At 65.8% G+C, this 15,374-nt stretch carries 10 protein-coding genes; 3 read left to right on the forward strand and 7 right to left on the reverse strand.

Annotated features, from left to right (window positions below; genetic code table 11):
• Positions 1-3 precede the first annotated feature (3 nt).
• The 3 genes from GGC47_RS04935 to GGC47_RS04945 all read right to left on the reverse strand — a co-directional run bounded on the left by GGC47_RS04935 (position 4) and on the right by GGC47_RS04945 (position 7,146).
• The gene (locus GGC47_RS04935; RefSeq protein WP_081925179.1) at positions 4-1,938 is read right to left on the reverse strand and encodes an HlyD family type I secretion periplasmic adaptor subunit; all 1,935 of its coding nucleotides are present in this window, start codon (positions 1,936-1,938) and stop codon (positions 4-6) included.
• Positions 1,939-2,028: 90 nt separating this feature from the next.
• Positions 2,029-4,311, reverse strand: a complete 2,283-nt coding sequence (locus GGC47_RS04940) for a type I secretion system permease/ATPase (RefSeq protein ID WP_081925178.1) — start codon at positions 4,309-4,311, stop codon at positions 2,029-2,031.
• A 105-nt stretch (positions 4,312-4,416) separates the two neighbouring features.
• Positions 4,417-7,146 (reverse strand): hypothetical protein, encoded by a 2,730-nt coding sequence (locus tag GGC47_RS04945; protein ID WP_429067127.1) that lies wholly within the window; start codon positions 7,144-7,146, stop codon positions 4,417-4,419.
• A 361-nt stretch (positions 7,147-7,507) separates the two neighbouring features.
• On the opposite strand from GGC47_RS04945, the gene GGC47_RS04950 reads away from it, so the two are divergent.
• The gene (locus GGC47_RS04950) at positions 7,508-7,648 is read left to right on the forward strand and encodes a hypothetical protein (RefSeq protein WP_185747919.1); all 141 of its coding nucleotides are present in this window, start codon (positions 7,508-7,510) and stop codon (positions 7,646-7,648) included.
• A 108-nt stretch (positions 7,649-7,756) separates the two neighbouring features.
• Here GGC47_RS04950 and GGC47_RS04955 read toward each other — a convergent pair whose 3' ends face one another.
• From GGC47_RS04955 to GGC47_RS04970, 4 genes are all read right to left on the reverse strand, one after another.
• A complete protein-coding gene (locus tag GGC47_RS04955; RefSeq protein WP_191125473.1) occupies positions 7,757-8,470 on the reverse strand; it encodes a hypothetical protein in 714 nt (237 codons plus the stop codon).
• A 298-nt stretch (positions 8,471-8,768) separates the two neighbouring features.
• On the reverse strand, positions 8,769-9,950 hold the full coding sequence (locus GGC47_RS04960; protein ID WP_133562697.1) for a glycosyltransferase family 2 protein: 1,182 nt from the start codon (positions 9,948-9,950) through the stop codon (positions 8,769-8,771).
• 5 nt (positions 9,951-9,955) lie between these two features.
• The gene (gene wecB / locus GGC47_RS04965) at positions 9,956-11,281 is read right to left on the reverse strand and encodes a non-hydrolyzing UDP-N-acetylglucosamine 2-epimerase (protein WP_142021592.1); all 1,326 of its coding nucleotides are present in this window, start codon (positions 11,279-11,281) and stop codon (positions 9,956-9,958) included.
• A 12-nt stretch (positions 11,282-11,293) separates the two neighbouring features.
• Positions 11,294-12,067, reverse strand: a complete 774-nt coding sequence (locus tag GGC47_RS04970) for a WecB/TagA/CpsF family glycosyltransferase (protein ID WP_185747920.1) — start codon at positions 12,065-12,067, stop codon at positions 11,294-11,296.
• A 516-nt stretch (positions 12,068-12,583) separates the two neighbouring features.
• Between GGC47_RS04970 and GGC47_RS04975 the strand changes: the two genes are divergently transcribed.
• Together GGC47_RS04975 and GGC47_RS04980 are read left to right on the forward strand one after the other, a co-directional pair.
• Entirely contained in the window at positions 12,584-13,969 is a 1,386-nt protein-coding gene (locus tag GGC47_RS04975) for an exopolysaccharide biosynthesis polyprenyl glycosylphosphotransferase (RefSeq protein ID WP_429067132.1), read from the forward strand.
• Positions 13,970-13,987: 18 nt separating this feature from the next.
• Positions 13,988-15,334 carry a glycosyltransferase family 4 protein gene (locus GGC47_RS04980; protein ID WP_429067135.1) on the forward strand — a complete coding sequence of 449 codons (1,347 nt, stop codon included), beginning with the start codon at positions 13,988-13,990 and terminating at the stop codon, positions 15,332-15,334.
• Positions 15,335-15,374 lie beyond the last annotated feature (40 nt).

The raw sequence follows: 15,374 nt of genomic DNA on the forward strand, positions 1-15,374 counted from the left end.
GCCTTAGCGTTCCCGCATGCTGTCGTGCTGGTAGCGGGAGAGCGGCGAGAGCAGATAGCTGATGATCCGCCGCCGGCCGGTCTTGACCTCCGCCGTCACGGCCATGCCGGGCGACAGGTTGACCTGCTTGTCCTCGATCGCGAGCTGCGTGCGGTCGAGCGAGATGCGCGCGGCGTAGAGGAGTTCCTGCCCGCGCGGTTCGCTGCTGTCGTTTCCCGCTCCCGAGGTTTTGTCACCGGCGGTGTCGGGAATCTTGTCGCGCGGGATGGCGTCCTGCGAGATGCTGAGGATGGTGCCGCGCAGCAGGCCGTAGCGGGTGAAATTGAAGGTGTCGATCTTGACGGCGGCTTCCTGGCCGGCGCTGACGAAGCCGATGTCGCGGTTCGAGATCATCGCCTCGATTTCCAGCCGGCTGTCTGCCGGAACGATGTACATCAGCGTCTGCGCCGGCGTGACGACGCCGCCGATCGTATGAATCGCGAGCTGCTGCACGATGCCGTCGACCGGGGCCGTCAGCCTCTGCAGGTTCCTGCGCTGCTCGGCCTTGACGATGTCCCGCCTGAAGCCGGCCTCCTTCTGCTGGGCCTTGGTCAGGTCGTCGAACAGGGTTCGCTCGTACTCCGCCACGGTCTTCGCGCGCGTCTCGGTCAAGGCGGTGACCGCGGCATTGGTTTCGCTGCCGCGCTTCTCCTGAACGAGGATGTCCTGACGCTGGCCGACGAGATCCTGCAATTCGGTGAGATAGGTGACCTTGGAGCCGAGCTCCTTCTGGAAAAGCTGCTCGCGAATCTCGACGCGCTGCTGGAGCGGCACGAGCGTGTTCTTCAGCTTGTCGACGGAGGCCTGAATCGTGTCGCGCTCCGCCGCCTTCTGCGCCAGCTGCCCATCGATGCTCGCGAGCTTGGCCTTCTGCTCGCTGCTCTGGCTGAGGAGGAGGCCGCGATACATCTGGACCAGGTCAGCAGACGCGTCCTTGGGTGGAGTAAACGCCGAAAGGGGGTCTTCCTTGTTGGCGATCGCCGCCCGCAGCCTCGCGATATCGAGGCGAGCGGCCATCAGATCGCTCTGCAGATGCCCGACCTCGGCATCGGCGGTCGTCGAGTCGAGATCGACCAACACGTCGCCTGCCTTGACGCTCTGGCCGTCGCGGACCTTGATCTCGCGCACGACACCGGTCTCGAAGGGCTGGACCATCTTGGTCCGGTCGCTGGGGATGATCTTTCCGGGCGCGACGGCGACGATGTCGACGGTGCCGATGCAGGCCCAGAGCAAGGCGGCGGCGAAGATGGAGACGATGCTCAGGCCGATGATGCGCCCGAGCGGGGAGGGCGGCGTCTCGACGATTTCGAGCGCGGCCGGCAGAAATGCGAGCTCCAGGGAGCGCAGGTGCTTCTCATCGGTCGATCGGGCGATGACGGCCTGCTGAAGGGCCTGCGAGCGCGTGGCGAGGCTCGTCACGGCGGCGCGGGTGTTGCGAGCGCCCCATTCCGCCGTCGATGTCAGAGCCTGACGCGCCCTGATCGCCACGGCCCTGTCGAGGCGCGGCATGTTCTCGGCAGCCGTCTTCGCCTGCTTCAGCAGGACCAGACGCCCGCCCCACTGGTCTTCGAATTCGGCCCGCGTCATCAAGGTCGGCTGCGTGATGTTCGACGCGACCACGACCGCGTTCTCGTGATTGACCTTTCCGAGCAGGAGGAAGCCGCCGTTGCGAAGCGCCGCAATGCAAGGCAGCGGAAGCTCGGCCAGCTTGTCCCATGTCGCGGAGAAGGAGCGGGCGACAAAGCCATAGGCCCGTGCGCCCTTCAGGATCTCGGTGACGCCGACGGCGCCGTCACCGAGATGGTTGCGAAGGTCTTCCTTCGTGGCGATGGCGCCGCGCAGGCGCAGCAGCATCTCCAGTGCGAAAAGTCCCGATTGATCGTTCGTGAGCGCGTGCATGGCTTTTTTCTCGTCGCCGCTGCTTTCCCAAGGGAAATCAGCGCGGCGTAGAGGCTCCCGGGGTTGTGGAGGATGCGGTCATCCGACGTCTCAAAGATGCTTGTGGGTACGGGCGGTGGCCAGGTTGGACGGCTGATGCCCCGCGAGCGTTGTCAGTGGGGAGGGCCCCCACGCCCCGGATCGGGACGCGGCCTGACCCGCCGCGGCCTGCGTGTTTGCGGCCTCCGGCAATCCGGACTGAAGCCGATGCAAGGTGGCGTAGCGGCCGCCGGTGCGCATCAGTTGCTCGTGAGTGCCGTCCTCGATCAGGCGGCCGCCTTCGATGGTGACGATGCGATCGGCCATCCGCAGGGTGGAGAGACGGTGCGCGATGACGAGCACGGTCCGGGAGCGCGCGATCTGCGTCATGTTCTGCTGGATGATGTGTTCGCTCTCGTAGTCGAGCGCGCTCGTCGCCTCATCGAAGATCAGGACGCGGGGATCGGTCGCCAGGGCCCGGGCGATGGCGATACGCTGCCGCTGCCCGCCCGACAGGCTACCGCCGCGCTCACCGACGATCGTGTCGTAGCCCTCCGGCAATTTGAGGATGAAGTCGTGCGCGCCCGCCAGTTTCGCGACTTCGATCACCTTATCCGCCGGAAGGGCGGGGTCGGCCAAAGCGATGTTGTCGCGGACCGAGCGGTTGAACAGGATATTGTCCTGCAGGACGACGCCGATCTGGCGACGCAGCCAGGACGGGTCGATCTGGGCGACGTCGATACCGTCGACCAGGACCCGGCCGCTTTCCGGCACGTAGAGCCTCTGGGCGAGCTTGGCCAGCGTGCTCTTGCCGGAGCCTGAGGGTCCCACGATCCCGATCATCTGCCCGGCCGGAATGCTCAGGCTGACCTTGTGGAGGATCTCCGGGCCGTCGATCCGGTAGCGGAACGTCACATGCTCGAAGCTGATGTCGCCGCGGATGGCGGGAAGGGCCGTCCGGGAGGGATTATAGGCAGGCTCGGGCGTGGTGTTCAGAATATCGCCGAGGCGGGCGATCGACAGCCGCGCCTGATGGAAGTCCTGCCAGATCTGGGCCAGTCGCAGGACGGGGCCGCTGACGCGGCCGGCGAGCAGGTTGAACGCGACGAGCTCGCCCACCGAAAGGTTGCCGGCGATGACCAGCTTGGCGCCGACATAGAGGATCGCAGCGGTCACCAGCTTGCTGATGAGCTGAACGGCCTGGCTGGCGACGTTGCCCAGGCTCAGCACCCGGAAGCTCGCGGCGATATAGGCGGCGAGCTGCTCCTCCCAGCGCTGCTGCATCTGGGGTTCGATCGCCATGGCCTTGAGCGTTTCGACCGCCGTCACGCTCTCGACCAGGAAGGCCTGGTTCTCGGCGCCGCGGGCGAACTTGTCGTCGAGATAGCGGCGGAAGAGCGGGGTCACGCCCACGGATATCGCGATGTAGAGCGGCAGCGACGCCAGCACGATCCAGGTCAGCAGCGGCGAATAGAAGAACAGCGCGGCCACGAAGACGATCGTGAAGAACAGGTCGATGACGAGCGTCAGCCCCGAACTCGTGAGGAAGTTGCGGATGTTCTCGAGCTCACGCACGCGGGCGACGGAATCGCCGACGCGACGTGCCTGGAAATAGCCGATCGGCAGCGCCAGCAGATGGCGGAACAGGCGCGCCCCGAGCTCGACGTCGATCCGGTTGGTGGTGTGCGAGAACAGATAGGTCCTGAGCGCGCCGAGGACGACTTCGAATACGGCAATGGCGACCAGCCCGATGACCAGCACGTCCAGCGTGCTCATGCTGCGATGCACGAGCACCTTGTCGATGACGACCTGGAAGAACAGGGGCGAGATCAGGCCGAAGAACTGGAGGAAGAAGGACGCGATCAGGACTTCGCCGAGGAGCCAGCGATATTTGTGGATCGCGCCCATGAACCAGGTGATGTCGAAACGGCGGGCGAGGTCGGTCAGCGTCGCGCGCTTCGTCATCAGGACGAGCCGGCCGTCCCAGATCGCTTCGAGCTCGGCCCGCGACATCACGCTCGGCCGCGGGGCGTTCGGCGCCTGGACGAGGATCTGGTCCTCGCCGCAGCGGCCCAGGACCAGGAAGCTGCCGTCGCGCATCGCGGCGATCACCGGCAGCGGCGTGCGCGCCAGCCGCTCCCAGCTCGTCGTCACCGAGCGGGCCTTGAGGCCCAGGCCCTTGGCGCAGCGGATCATTTCCGAGACCCCGATCGGCCGACCGGGAAATTGATGCTGGATCTGTTCCGGAAGGACGCTCACGCCCTGGCTGCGCAGGATGAAGATGAGCGCAGTCAGGCCGTCGTCAGATCGCGGATGGGTATCGTTATCGGGATTTTCCAAGTGGTGGCCCCGCATACATGCTGTTTGAGGCGTGCGCGCGAGGAAGGCCTCGCGCGCACGGGACATTTTTTCGAATTCGCGTCGGTGCGGAGGCGCCGGACCCGGCGCCTCCGCTTTAAGTCAGCCGCGTGGCTTCGCGAGCGTCTGGGTGGAGGAGTTCAACCAGGCCTGCGTCATCGCCCCGAAGGACGTCGGCGCGGGCGTGGCGAAACTCGACGCCGCGTACTGATTGAGCAAAGCGAGCTTTGACATCGCCGACCCCTGGGACGGATCGGCGCTCGCGCCTCCATCCTGGGAACCGGAGTAGCCGAGCGTCCTGCCGCTGCCGAAGGCGGCATCCGTCACGCTGCCGCCATGGCCGCCGAACCACTGCTGCGACGCCGTCTGCGCGGAGGTGCCGGACGCCACCGTCGCGGGGGCCGCGAGGTCGGACGCCGCGGAGGCGACAGTCTTGGCCAACGGATTGACCGACGCCGTATCCGCCGACGCATCGGCGGCGATGGTCAGCACGCCAGCCGGCTGATGCGGCGCGCCGGCAATGTTGACGCTCTTGCCCGCGCGGTCCGTCACGCCCTTCAGATCGTATCCCGAGACTTCGAGATCGGGCGCGCTTTCGCCGGCTCCCACCACATACTTGAACTGCAGGGTGTTGGTGCCGGAACCGCTGACGTATTTGGCGGTGCCGCCGCTGCTCAACGACAGGGACGGCGCGCCGTTGACGGTCATCGCGTCCTTGAAGTTGACGGACAGCCAGACGGTGTCGCCCGCCTTGACGGTGCCGCTGCCTTCGCTGATGCCGGAACCGCTCGCGGCGATCCATTGCACCTTGGGCGCCGTGGGGTCGCTCGCCGTCGTGGCGCCGACGGCCAGAACCCCGGCCGGCTGATGTGGCGCACCGGCAATATCGACGGCATTGCCAGCCCGATCCTTGACGCCGCCCAGATTATAGCGGGCGACTTCGAGGTCGGAGGCCTTCTCGCCGGCCTGCACCTTGTAGTCGAACTGCAAGGTGCTGGTTCCCGCGCCGCCGACATATTTGGCAGTGCCGCCGCTGTTCAGCGACAGGGTCGGAGACCCGCTGACGGTCATCACGTCATTGAAGTTGACCGAGAGCCGAACGGTGTTGCCGGCCTTGACGGTGCCGGTGCCGTTGCTGAGCTCGGTGCCGGTCGCGGCGATCCATTGGACTTTCGCCGCGGAGCCGCCGACGGCCAGCACTCCGGCCGGTTGAAGCGGCGCGCCGGCAGCATTGGCGGCATTGCCCGCCAGGTCCGTCACACCCTTCAGATTGTAGCCGGCGACCGCGAGGTCGGAGGCTTTCTCGCCGGCCTTCACCACATAGTCGAACTGCAGCGTGCTGGTGCCCGCGCCGCCGACATATTTGGCGGTGCCGCCGGTGTTCAGCGACAGGGTCGGCGTGCCGTTGACGGTCACTCCCTCGTTGAAGTTGACCGACAGCCGGACGGTGTCGCCGGCCTTGACGGTGCCCGTGCCGTTGGTGATGCCGGCACCGGTCGCGGCGATCCATTGCACCGTCGGCGCCGTGGTATCCTTCGGCGTCGTGGTGCCGGTCGAGGTCGAAGTATCGACGACCAGTGTTCCCGCCGGCAGCGTCGGAGCGCCATTGAGGTCGACAGCGTTGCCGGCCTTGTCCTTCACGCCGGAGAGGTCGTAGCCGCTGATCGCGAGATCGGCGGTGTTCTCGCCGGCGGCGACCTTGTAGTCGAACTGCAAGGTGTCGGTGCCGGTACCGCTCACATATTTCGCGGTGCCCTTGTCGTTCAGCGACAGGATCGCGGTGCCGCTGACATCGACCGCCTCGCTGAACTTCAGCGTCAGGCGCACGGTGTCGCCGGCCTTGACGGTGCCGGTGCCGTTGACGACGCCGGGGCCGTTGGCCGCAACCCACTGCACGGTCGGCTTGGTGGTGTCGGTGGTCGGCTGGGTCGTGACCGGTGGCGGGTTGGTGATGACCGGCGGCGGATCGGTGACCGTGCCTCCCGTACCGCCCGTGCTTCCGGAGCCCGAATTATTGGACACACCCTGCAGCAGGGGGGTGATGTTTCCCATGTCGTGCCACAACGCGGTCATCGTCGCGTCGTCGTAGGCGTTGGCCTGCGCGCGAATATTGGTCGTGCCGCCGGCCACATCGATGACATAGGCGCCATAGGTCTGCATGGCCTTGAAGACCTGCTGGCCCAGCGGAGAGAGGCCGGCAGGCATCGGGGTGCCCGGCGGAATCGCGAGGAGCTGCCCTTCCTGGACGATACCCGACGCGTTGCTGCCGTCGCTGGAGATGGCCTGGCCGACGGCGCCGGGCTTGGCGAGCGAGAAATCGACGGCGAGCTGCAGCGCGTGATCGATCACGCCGTCATCCGTTTCCGCCTTGACGAGCAGACCGCCGAGCTGACTGGCGCCGGCAGCCGTGATGCCCGCGCTGAGGAAGGGCGACTTGGTGCCCCAGCCATCGCCGGTGACGATGTTTTCGGACCCGAACGACGCAGCCGATGCTGTCGTGTTGCTGGTCCGGTTGAATTGCCAGAAGTTGTACGCGATGTCGCCATCGATGACGATCAGTTCGCCGTCAGTACCCGCGGCGCCGTTCGCCGCTGCCGGCATGTGAACACTGACGGTGCCGCCAGGATAACCCCATCCCGGGGGGTAGGTGACTTGAACCAGCGGGTCAGAGGCGGAAGCAACGTAAACCGAAGGAGAGTAACTATCCCATGCTACACTGTAGTTGTATCCCGTCGAGGCGGGCCATCCAAGTTTAGTGAAGGTTGCATTGCTTGATACTGGAGTATTCCAACTCGAAGACGCAGAAAATGGGCGAGTTTCGAGTGAGGTCATATGCCTATATTCCTTAGCTTATCCAGGAGGAACGGCGTGCGGGTATGGATAGGCCAGGCAGGTATTTAACGCCGTTCCGAGGAGACAACGCAGCGATTAGCCAGGCATGCTGCGAGATCGGCGGGTGGATGACGGGTCATCGCCATATCACAGGCGGCGAATCATATTCCCATCCACTAACGAACGTGGCCAGATATCGTGTTTGGAATATGATGCCAAAGAGAAAATGTCGCGACGTCGATTTTTGTGGATATCCCGCCGGTCTCTGTGGATGCGGATGTTGACATCATGTATAATATGGTTAACGCGTCGCGTATGCGTGCCATATACCGCCGCCTAGACCTGACGCATGACAAACGCCATGCCCGATGCGCTGTGCAGGCGCGACCTGGTTCGAGTCAATAGGCTCGGTTGCCGCAAAGTTGCCACGATTGAGCCGATTTCGGCGCTTTTCGATCCGACGCAGGCGAAGGCGCCGAGCCTCGTCGAGATGAACGGATGAGCCTCACAGGGGCATTGTGGCTGATCCCGGTATCGCGGGGGCGATCTTGCGTTGCCGGCGAGACAGGCGCGGTGATCGGGAGACCCTCACGGCCGTGTTGTCGGCTGTTCAGTCGGCCGGCCGCCTCACACGCTGAAGCAGCGGCGATATCCGTGTCAGGTCCTGCTGGAGCGCCGTGATCGTTGCCTCGTCATAGGCATTGGCCTGGGCGCGCAGGTTCGTGATGCCCCCGGCCACGTCGATCACGAAGGCGCCGTAGGTCCGGTAGGCGCGAAAGACCTTCTGCCCGAGCGGCGATAGCCCCGGCGGCATCGGCATGGTGGCCGGGATGGCCAGACGTTCGCCTTCCTGGACGAGGCCCTCCGGATTTCTGCCGTCACCGTTGATCGCCTCACCGATGCGGCCCGGCCGCGCCAGGGCCGCATCGATCGCGATCTGCAAGGCGTGCGTTATTTCACCCCGATCGGTCTCGGCCTGAACCAGCAGGCCGGCAAGCTGGCTCGAGCCGGCCGCCACGATGCCCGCGCCGAGAAAGGGCGATGTGCGACCCCAACCGTCGCCGGTGACGATGTCCGCCGCAGCGTAGGACCGCGCGGTGGCCCTGTCGGCGCTCAACCGCTTGAACTGCCAGAGATTATGGACGGTGCCGCCATCGATGACCAGCAGTTCGCCGTCGGTCCCCTGGGCGCCATCGACCCCGACCGGGATGCGAATGCTGGCGACACCGGCGGGACGCCCCCAGCTTGCCGGGTGTTCGACGGATACGACGGGGTCCGAGGCCGAGCTGACGTGAATTGCGGGCGAGTAGCTGTCCCAGGCCACGCCGAAGAGGGCGCCGGGTGGCCAGGCGAGCTTTTCGAAGGTCGCATCCGGCGCGATCGGCCTGTTCCAGGAGGAGCTCGCCGCGAAGGGCCGCTGGCCGAGCGTGAATGTGCAGGGCTGCCTGCCGCTGCCGGCGCCGCACGCATTATTCGCCAGGGCGGGTGAGCAGCACCCCATCGCGATCGCGAGGGAAATGGCGAGCCGGGCCAGCGCCCGGACCGGCGGGGCATGAAGGACAGGCGGTGCGCGGCGTGATCTCATCCGGCCGAGTTCCAGAGCGATCGATCCGCATCCGTCATCACCGCTCCGTCCGGATCCAATCGACCTGGCGATGAATGAAGAAGCGGATGAAGGAGGGGATCTTGAGCAGGCAATAGGCCGGGCCCGCCGCCAGCTCGCGCCCGGAAATGATCTCCTGGCCGAAACGCCGCCACGCGACGACGATCGCTCCGGCGAAGCCGGCCAGCACGACCGAGGAGGCGACGAGCGGGCTCGCCGCACCCGTCGCGGCGAACCAGGAGAGGTTCAGGCCGCCTATCAGCATCAGGGACAGGGCCAGAAGCGTCAGGGGCGGAATGCACAGGTCGAGCGTGAATGCGAGGAGGTGCAGGCTCGGTTTCGAGACCACACGCCGGATCAATGGCAGGAAGAACTGCCCGATGACCGCCAGATGTCCATGCTCCCACCGCGTGCGCTGCTGGCGCTTGCCCGTTTCCCCCTGGGGAAGCTGGCTGACGACCTGCGCGTCCGGGCAGAAGAGCGGCGATGACCCGGCGAGCGCAAGCTCGGCACCGAATTTCTGATCTTCCGCGAGATGGCCGGTTGCGAGATCGAGCCGGGTGACGAGGGCGAAGGGCAGCGCCATGCCGGAGCCCATCAACTGGCAAGGCCAGCCGAGACGCGCGGAGCCCAGCGGCCGCACGAAGGTCTTGATCGTCCAGGCCAGCCGGGAAACCTTGTCGGCCGAGCTCGGCAAGGGAGGCGCCAGCATCGTATAGCGCGCCTGGACCGGGCGCCCCGTCGCGACGCAACGCTTCGCTAGAAACTCGAGCGTCCCGGGCGCGACCTCGCAATCGGCGTCGACGACGATGACGACTTGCGGCGGATCGGCCGCGAGGGCGCGGATGCCGTGATCCAGCGCGTAGCCCTTTCCGAGCCGTGTCGTGTCCTGGCGGATGACGACCTCCGCCCCGGCGCTCGAAGCGATGCGCGCGGTGTCGTCGGAGCAGTTGTCGGCCACCACGAGCAAGTGCCCCGCGGCGGGCAATTGAGCCATGATCGAGGCAATGCTGCGCGCGATGACGGCTTCTTCGTCATGGGCGGGCATGACCGCCACGAAACGCGGACAGGGCATGGAGATGACCGACACGGACCGCCTCGCGGGCAGGAGCGCCGCGCCGATCTGGACGACGAGGAAGGCGACCGGGATCGCCGTCAGGAGACCAAGAGCGAGCAGAGCATGGGTGACTGCGTCGACCATGGCGATCACGACGATCCCGGTCCCTGAAGTCCCGATGGCATCAGCGCGACCGTGTCGGCCGCGAGCGCCGTCTCACGGCGCGCGCGGCGCGGTTTGGCGGCGGTGGCGAAGCCTTGCGGCGTTGCGGATGGGCCGGCGTTGAGGACGGCTGCGACCGACGAACGGGCTGCATGCGGGAAGGTTTCGAGCGCCTTGGCGGGGTCGGTCCGCTCGCGGCGATCCGTGCTGCCGAGCGACCGGGCCAGGACGTCGAGGATCTGTTCGGAAGCATGGCCGTCGCCGAACGGATTCCTGGCCTGGGCCATGGCGCGATAGGCTTCGGGGTCCGTGAGCAGCTCCTTGCAGGCCGAGACGATCGAGTCGACTTCCGTTCCGACGAGGCGGGCGGTGCCGGCTTCGACGGCTTCCGGCCGTTCGGTCGTATCGCGCAGGACGAGAACCGGCTTGCCGAGCGCAGGCGCCTCTTCCTGGACGCCGCCGGAATCCGAAAGGATAATGTGGGCGCCATTCATCGCCAGCACGAATTGCTCGTAGCCGAGCGGCTCGATCAGCGACACGCGCGGATGCGAGCCCAGCATCGGGCCGACGACCTGGCGGACGCGCGGGCTGAGATGGACGGGGCAGACCACCCGCAGGTTCGGGAAACCCTGCAACAGGATCAGGATCGCCTCGCAGATGCGCTGCATCGGCTCGCCATGGTTCTCCCGGCGATGGGTGGTGAGAAGGAGTGTCTGTGCTGCCGCGCGGCGCACCGGCTCGGGGGCTGCCTTCGCCAGCGTGAGGAACAGCGCGTCGATCGCGGTGTTCCCGGTGACCCAGATCGTCTCCGCCGGCACATTCTCCTTGAGCAGGTTGTATCGCGACGTTTCGGTCGGCGCGAAATGATAGTCCGCGATGACGCTCGTCAGGCGGCGATAGACCTCCTCCGGAAAGGGCGCGCGCTTGTCATAGGTCCTCAGCCCGGCTTCGACATGGGCGACGGGGATGTTTTCGTAGAATGCCGCCAGCGCCCCGACGAAGCTCGTCGTGGTGTCGCCCTGCACGACGACGACATCGGGCCGGGCCTTGGCGATCACCCGCTGCAGGCCTCCCAGCGCCGCCATCGTGACATGGGCGAGGTTCTGGTCTTTGCGCATGATGTTGAGGTCGGCGAGGATCGGCAGGTCGAAATAGGTCACGACCTGGTCGAGCATTTCCCGGTGCTGGCTGGTGCGCACCGCCAGCACCTCGAAACGTTCGGGGTCGGCATTCGCCTTCAGGATGAGCGGCGCGAGCTTGATGGCCTCGGGCCGCGTGCCCATCACGACGAGAATTCGCTTGCGGGTTGCCATCTCAATCCTCGTTCAGGGTCGCGGGACGACGCGCCGGGGATGGGAGACCTGGGCGATGGCGCTCCAGGAAATCAGGCCGAGGAACTGGGAGTTCGTGATCAGGTAGCGCCTGAACAGCCGGCGCGGTTCCTGGATGAGACGGTAAGCCCATTCGAGCCCGGCGCGCTGGATGAAGGCGGGGGCCCGCTTGCGCCGTCCCGCGATGACATCGAAGCTGCCGCCGACGCCGATGACGACCCGCGCGCCGAGATTATCCCACTGCTCCTCGATGAAATATTCCTGCCGCGGCACGCCCATCGCGACGAAGAGGAGTTCGGCGCCGCTTTCCGCCACGGCCCGCGCGCGGGCTTCAGCCTGCTCGGGGCCGAAATAGCCATCGGCATAGCCGCGGACATCGAGCCCGCGATGCCGGTCCTGGAGCACATTGACGGCCTCGCGCACCGTGCTGCTCTCGGCGCCGAGAAAATAGACGCCGACCCCCTCCTGGACGGCGCGGGCGCAGAGCTGGTCGATCAGGTCGATGCCGGCGACACGCTCGGGCAGGGGCTGCTGCCGGAGATGCGAGGCCCAGACGAGCGGCTGTCCATCGGCCACGATCCATCGCGACGAATCGACGAAGCGTTGCAGGCGCGGGTTGGACCGCATCATCATCAGGATCGCGACGTTCACCGTCGAGAGGATGCCGCGCTCTCCGGCCCGGATGGTCCGCATGAGCTCCTCGACGGTCTGGTCGGCCGAGAGCTTGTCGAAGCGGCCGTTCAGGATCTGGACCTGAGCCGGTGGCATCGCTTCAGATGGGGGAAGCTCAGTGGCTTCGGATACGGAAAGCCGCGCAGTGTCTGATGGCATCGCAAATCCCTCAGGCCGGAGACCCCAAGCGAACACGGCAGATTGACTTAGGCCGCGCGGCGGAGATCGCCGCAGGCCGTGCTGCATGCCGTTTGGTAAGATAATGGTCGACGCGGTGGGTTTGTTCGCGCAAAACGCGGTTTCATCGTTCTCTTGATGTCTTAACTGAGCGATCTGCGCGTTAACGAGACAATGTAATCTACGCCGGAACGCTCGGTGCGAATGTCAAAAGCGCAACAGGTTGCGCTTTTGCTCTCCGGAGCCGGAGTATCTGCCGTAAGGAAATCTAATTTTGCCGGCGCGAAGAACTTGCGCCCTGTCGGCCGCATTAAGGCTCTGCGGATGTCGAGCGTTTGATGGGCGGCCGGAGCATTTGGCGAAGCAATGTCAACCAACGCGGTTTATCATCGGGTCCAGCATCTCTCCGCGACCGCGCTGACGCATAGAACACAGTTGTTCTGGACCGTCGTCGTGGCCGCCCTCGAGATGATCGTGATCGTCACCTGCGCCTATGGCGCGTTTGTCGCGTATTCGGCGGCTGCGTACGGGGTGATTTTCTTCCGGATCGACTATGCCCTGGCCTCCGTGTCGGTGGGGGCGCTCTATGTCGCCTTGTGCATCGCCGACAATCAATACGATCTGCTCGGCCCGGAATGGAACGAGCGCAGCCGGACCCGGGGCGGTGTCGCCATCGCCCTTTCATGCGTCATCCTGCTGACGATCGGTTACGTGACCAACAGTCTCGGCGGCTATTCCCGCGGCACGTTCCTGGTGCAATTCCTGGCCACGCTGCTGGGACAGGTCGCCATCAGATCCTGTCTCCGGCAAGTCATCGATCAGGTTCGCTGGCGCGGACATTGGCGTCGGGAAAGCATGGTCGTGCTGGTCATGCCCGGCGCGCGGGGCGTCAGACATGTTCGCGCGCGGCTGGCGGCGCGGCACGAACATATCGTGCGCTGGTATGATTTCCCGTCAGTGACCGATCTGGCCGATGGGGGGGCCTCGTTAGAGGTACAACTTTCGGCGATCCGGGGTGAATGCCGGGCCTTGCCCATCGACGCCGTGCTGATCCTGTTCGGCTCGGACAACATGGAGGTCGTCTCGAACGCGGTCGAGGAGCTGTCGGAACTTCCGGTCCGGATCCAGCTGCTGCCGGTCGAGCTGGCCGAGCTGATGCGGCGCAGTCGCGTCGGAACCTATGGCCATCTGCGGGTGCTCGAATTGTTCTGCGGGCCCTGCTCGCTGCGCGACCGGTTCCTGAAGCGCAGCTTCGATATCGTCGTCGCCTCGACGCTGCTGGTGATGTTGTGGCCGCTCTTCGCCGTCGTCGCTGCCTTGATCAAGCTTGAAACGCGCGGTCCCGTGCTCTTCCGGCAGACGCGCCACGGCTTCAACAACGAGCCGATCCAGGTCCTGAAATTCCGCAGCATGACGACGTTCGACGACGCGCATGACGAATTTCGGCAGGCGGTCCGGAACGATCCGCGCGTCACGCGCGTCGGGCGGGTGCTGCGGCGGACCAATATCGACGAGCTACCTCAGTTGATGAATGTGCTGAGGGGCGAGATGTCCCTGGTCGGGCCACGGCCGCATGCGGTTGCCCACAATCACATGTTCGCCGACCAGATCCGCCGGATGTTCAGGCGCCACAACGTCAAGCCGGGGATTACCGGCTGGGCCCAGGTCAACGGCCTGCGCGGCGAAACCGATACCTTCGAGAAAATGCAGAAGCGGATCGAGCACGATCTCTACTACGTCGACAACTGGTCGTTCTTCTTCGACCTGAAGATCATGATCATGACGGTCATATCGAAGCGCGCGCATATCGACGCCTATTGAGCGAGAGGGGAAGAGGCGATGCGTGTCTGCTACTTCGTGTCCGAATATCCCGCCGTTTCCCACACCTTCATGCGGCGGGAGATCGTCGAGCTCGAGCGGAACGGAATCTCGGTTCTCCGCGTCTCGCTCCGGGGCGGGGACCGCAAGCTGGTGGACCCGGCCGATATCGGCGAGAAAGCCCGCACCCGCTACATGCTGGACGGCGGCATGGCCAAGTTCGTGACGGCTCTCGCCAGCGCGCTCGTGCGAAGGCCCGCAGCCCTGATGCGCGCGACCGTCGCCGCCTTCGGGATGATGCGGTGCTCGAGCCGCCCGGCGCCGCTCCATCTCGCCTATCTCGCGGAAGCGCTTGTCCTCGCACGCTGGGTCAGCGAGCAGGACATCCGGCATATCCACGCGCATTTCGGGACGAATGGCGCTGAAGTCGCCATGCTCTGCCATATCCTGACCGGCGTGCCCTACAGCTTTACCGTGCACGGCCCGGATGAATTCGACAGGCCCGAATATCTCGGCTTCCCGGCCAAGGTGAAGCATGCCGCCTTCGTCTGCGTCATCAGCGAGTTCACCGGAAGCCAGCTCTGCCGCTGGATCCCCACGGAGGAGTGGGCGAAGATCAAGCTGGTACGTTGCGGGCTGGATGCCGATTTCCTGGCCACGCGGCCTCCCCGGACCGTCCCGAAGAACCAGCTCGTGACCGTCGGTCGGCTCAGCGAGCAGAAGGGGCACCTGATTCTGCTCCAGGCGCTCGCCGTCCTTGCGCGTGAGGGCATGCCGTTCAGGCTGACCGTGGTTGGAGACGGCCCGCTGCGGCCGCAGCTCGAGCGGAGCATCCGGGAGTTGGGGCTCGAACAGCATGTCGAGATGGCGGGCTGGATGAGCAACGCGCAGGTGCGCGCCGCGATACGCGAGGCGCGGGCCCTGGTCCTGCCGAGCTTCGCCGAGGGGCTGCCGGTCGTCCTGATGGAGGCACTGGCGCTCGGCCGCCCGGTCGTGACGACCTATGTCGCGGGCATCCCGGAGCTGGTCACGGATCAGGTCTGCGGCTGGCTCGTTCCGGCGGGAAGCGTCGATCGGCTCGCCCGTGCCATCGGCGAGTGCCTGGACGCCCCGGACTCGCTCGTCCAGGCGATGGGGGAGGCCGGGCGCGAGCAGGTGCTGGAGCAGCACGACATCGTTCGGGAATGCCGGAAGCTGGCGGCGTTGTTCAAGGCAGGCGCGTTCGAGAGGACGATCCCCTTCGACAGCGCCGAACGGTTGGAGGATCTCCCAGACGCCTATGACCCGGCGTTCGCCGGCAGCCATGCGATGAGGCTGGGCGAAGCGGTGACGCTTCGGTCCGGGCATTCAGGCTGGGTGAAGCGATGATCCCGACCTGCTCCGCCATCGGCTGGATGAGGAGTGCCTG

The sequence above is a fragment of the Allobosea sp. OAE752 genome, from assembly GCF_050433265.1.
Lineage (GTDB): Bacteria > Pseudomonadota > Alphaproteobacteria > Rhizobiales > Beijerinckiaceae > Allobosea > Allobosea spartocytisi.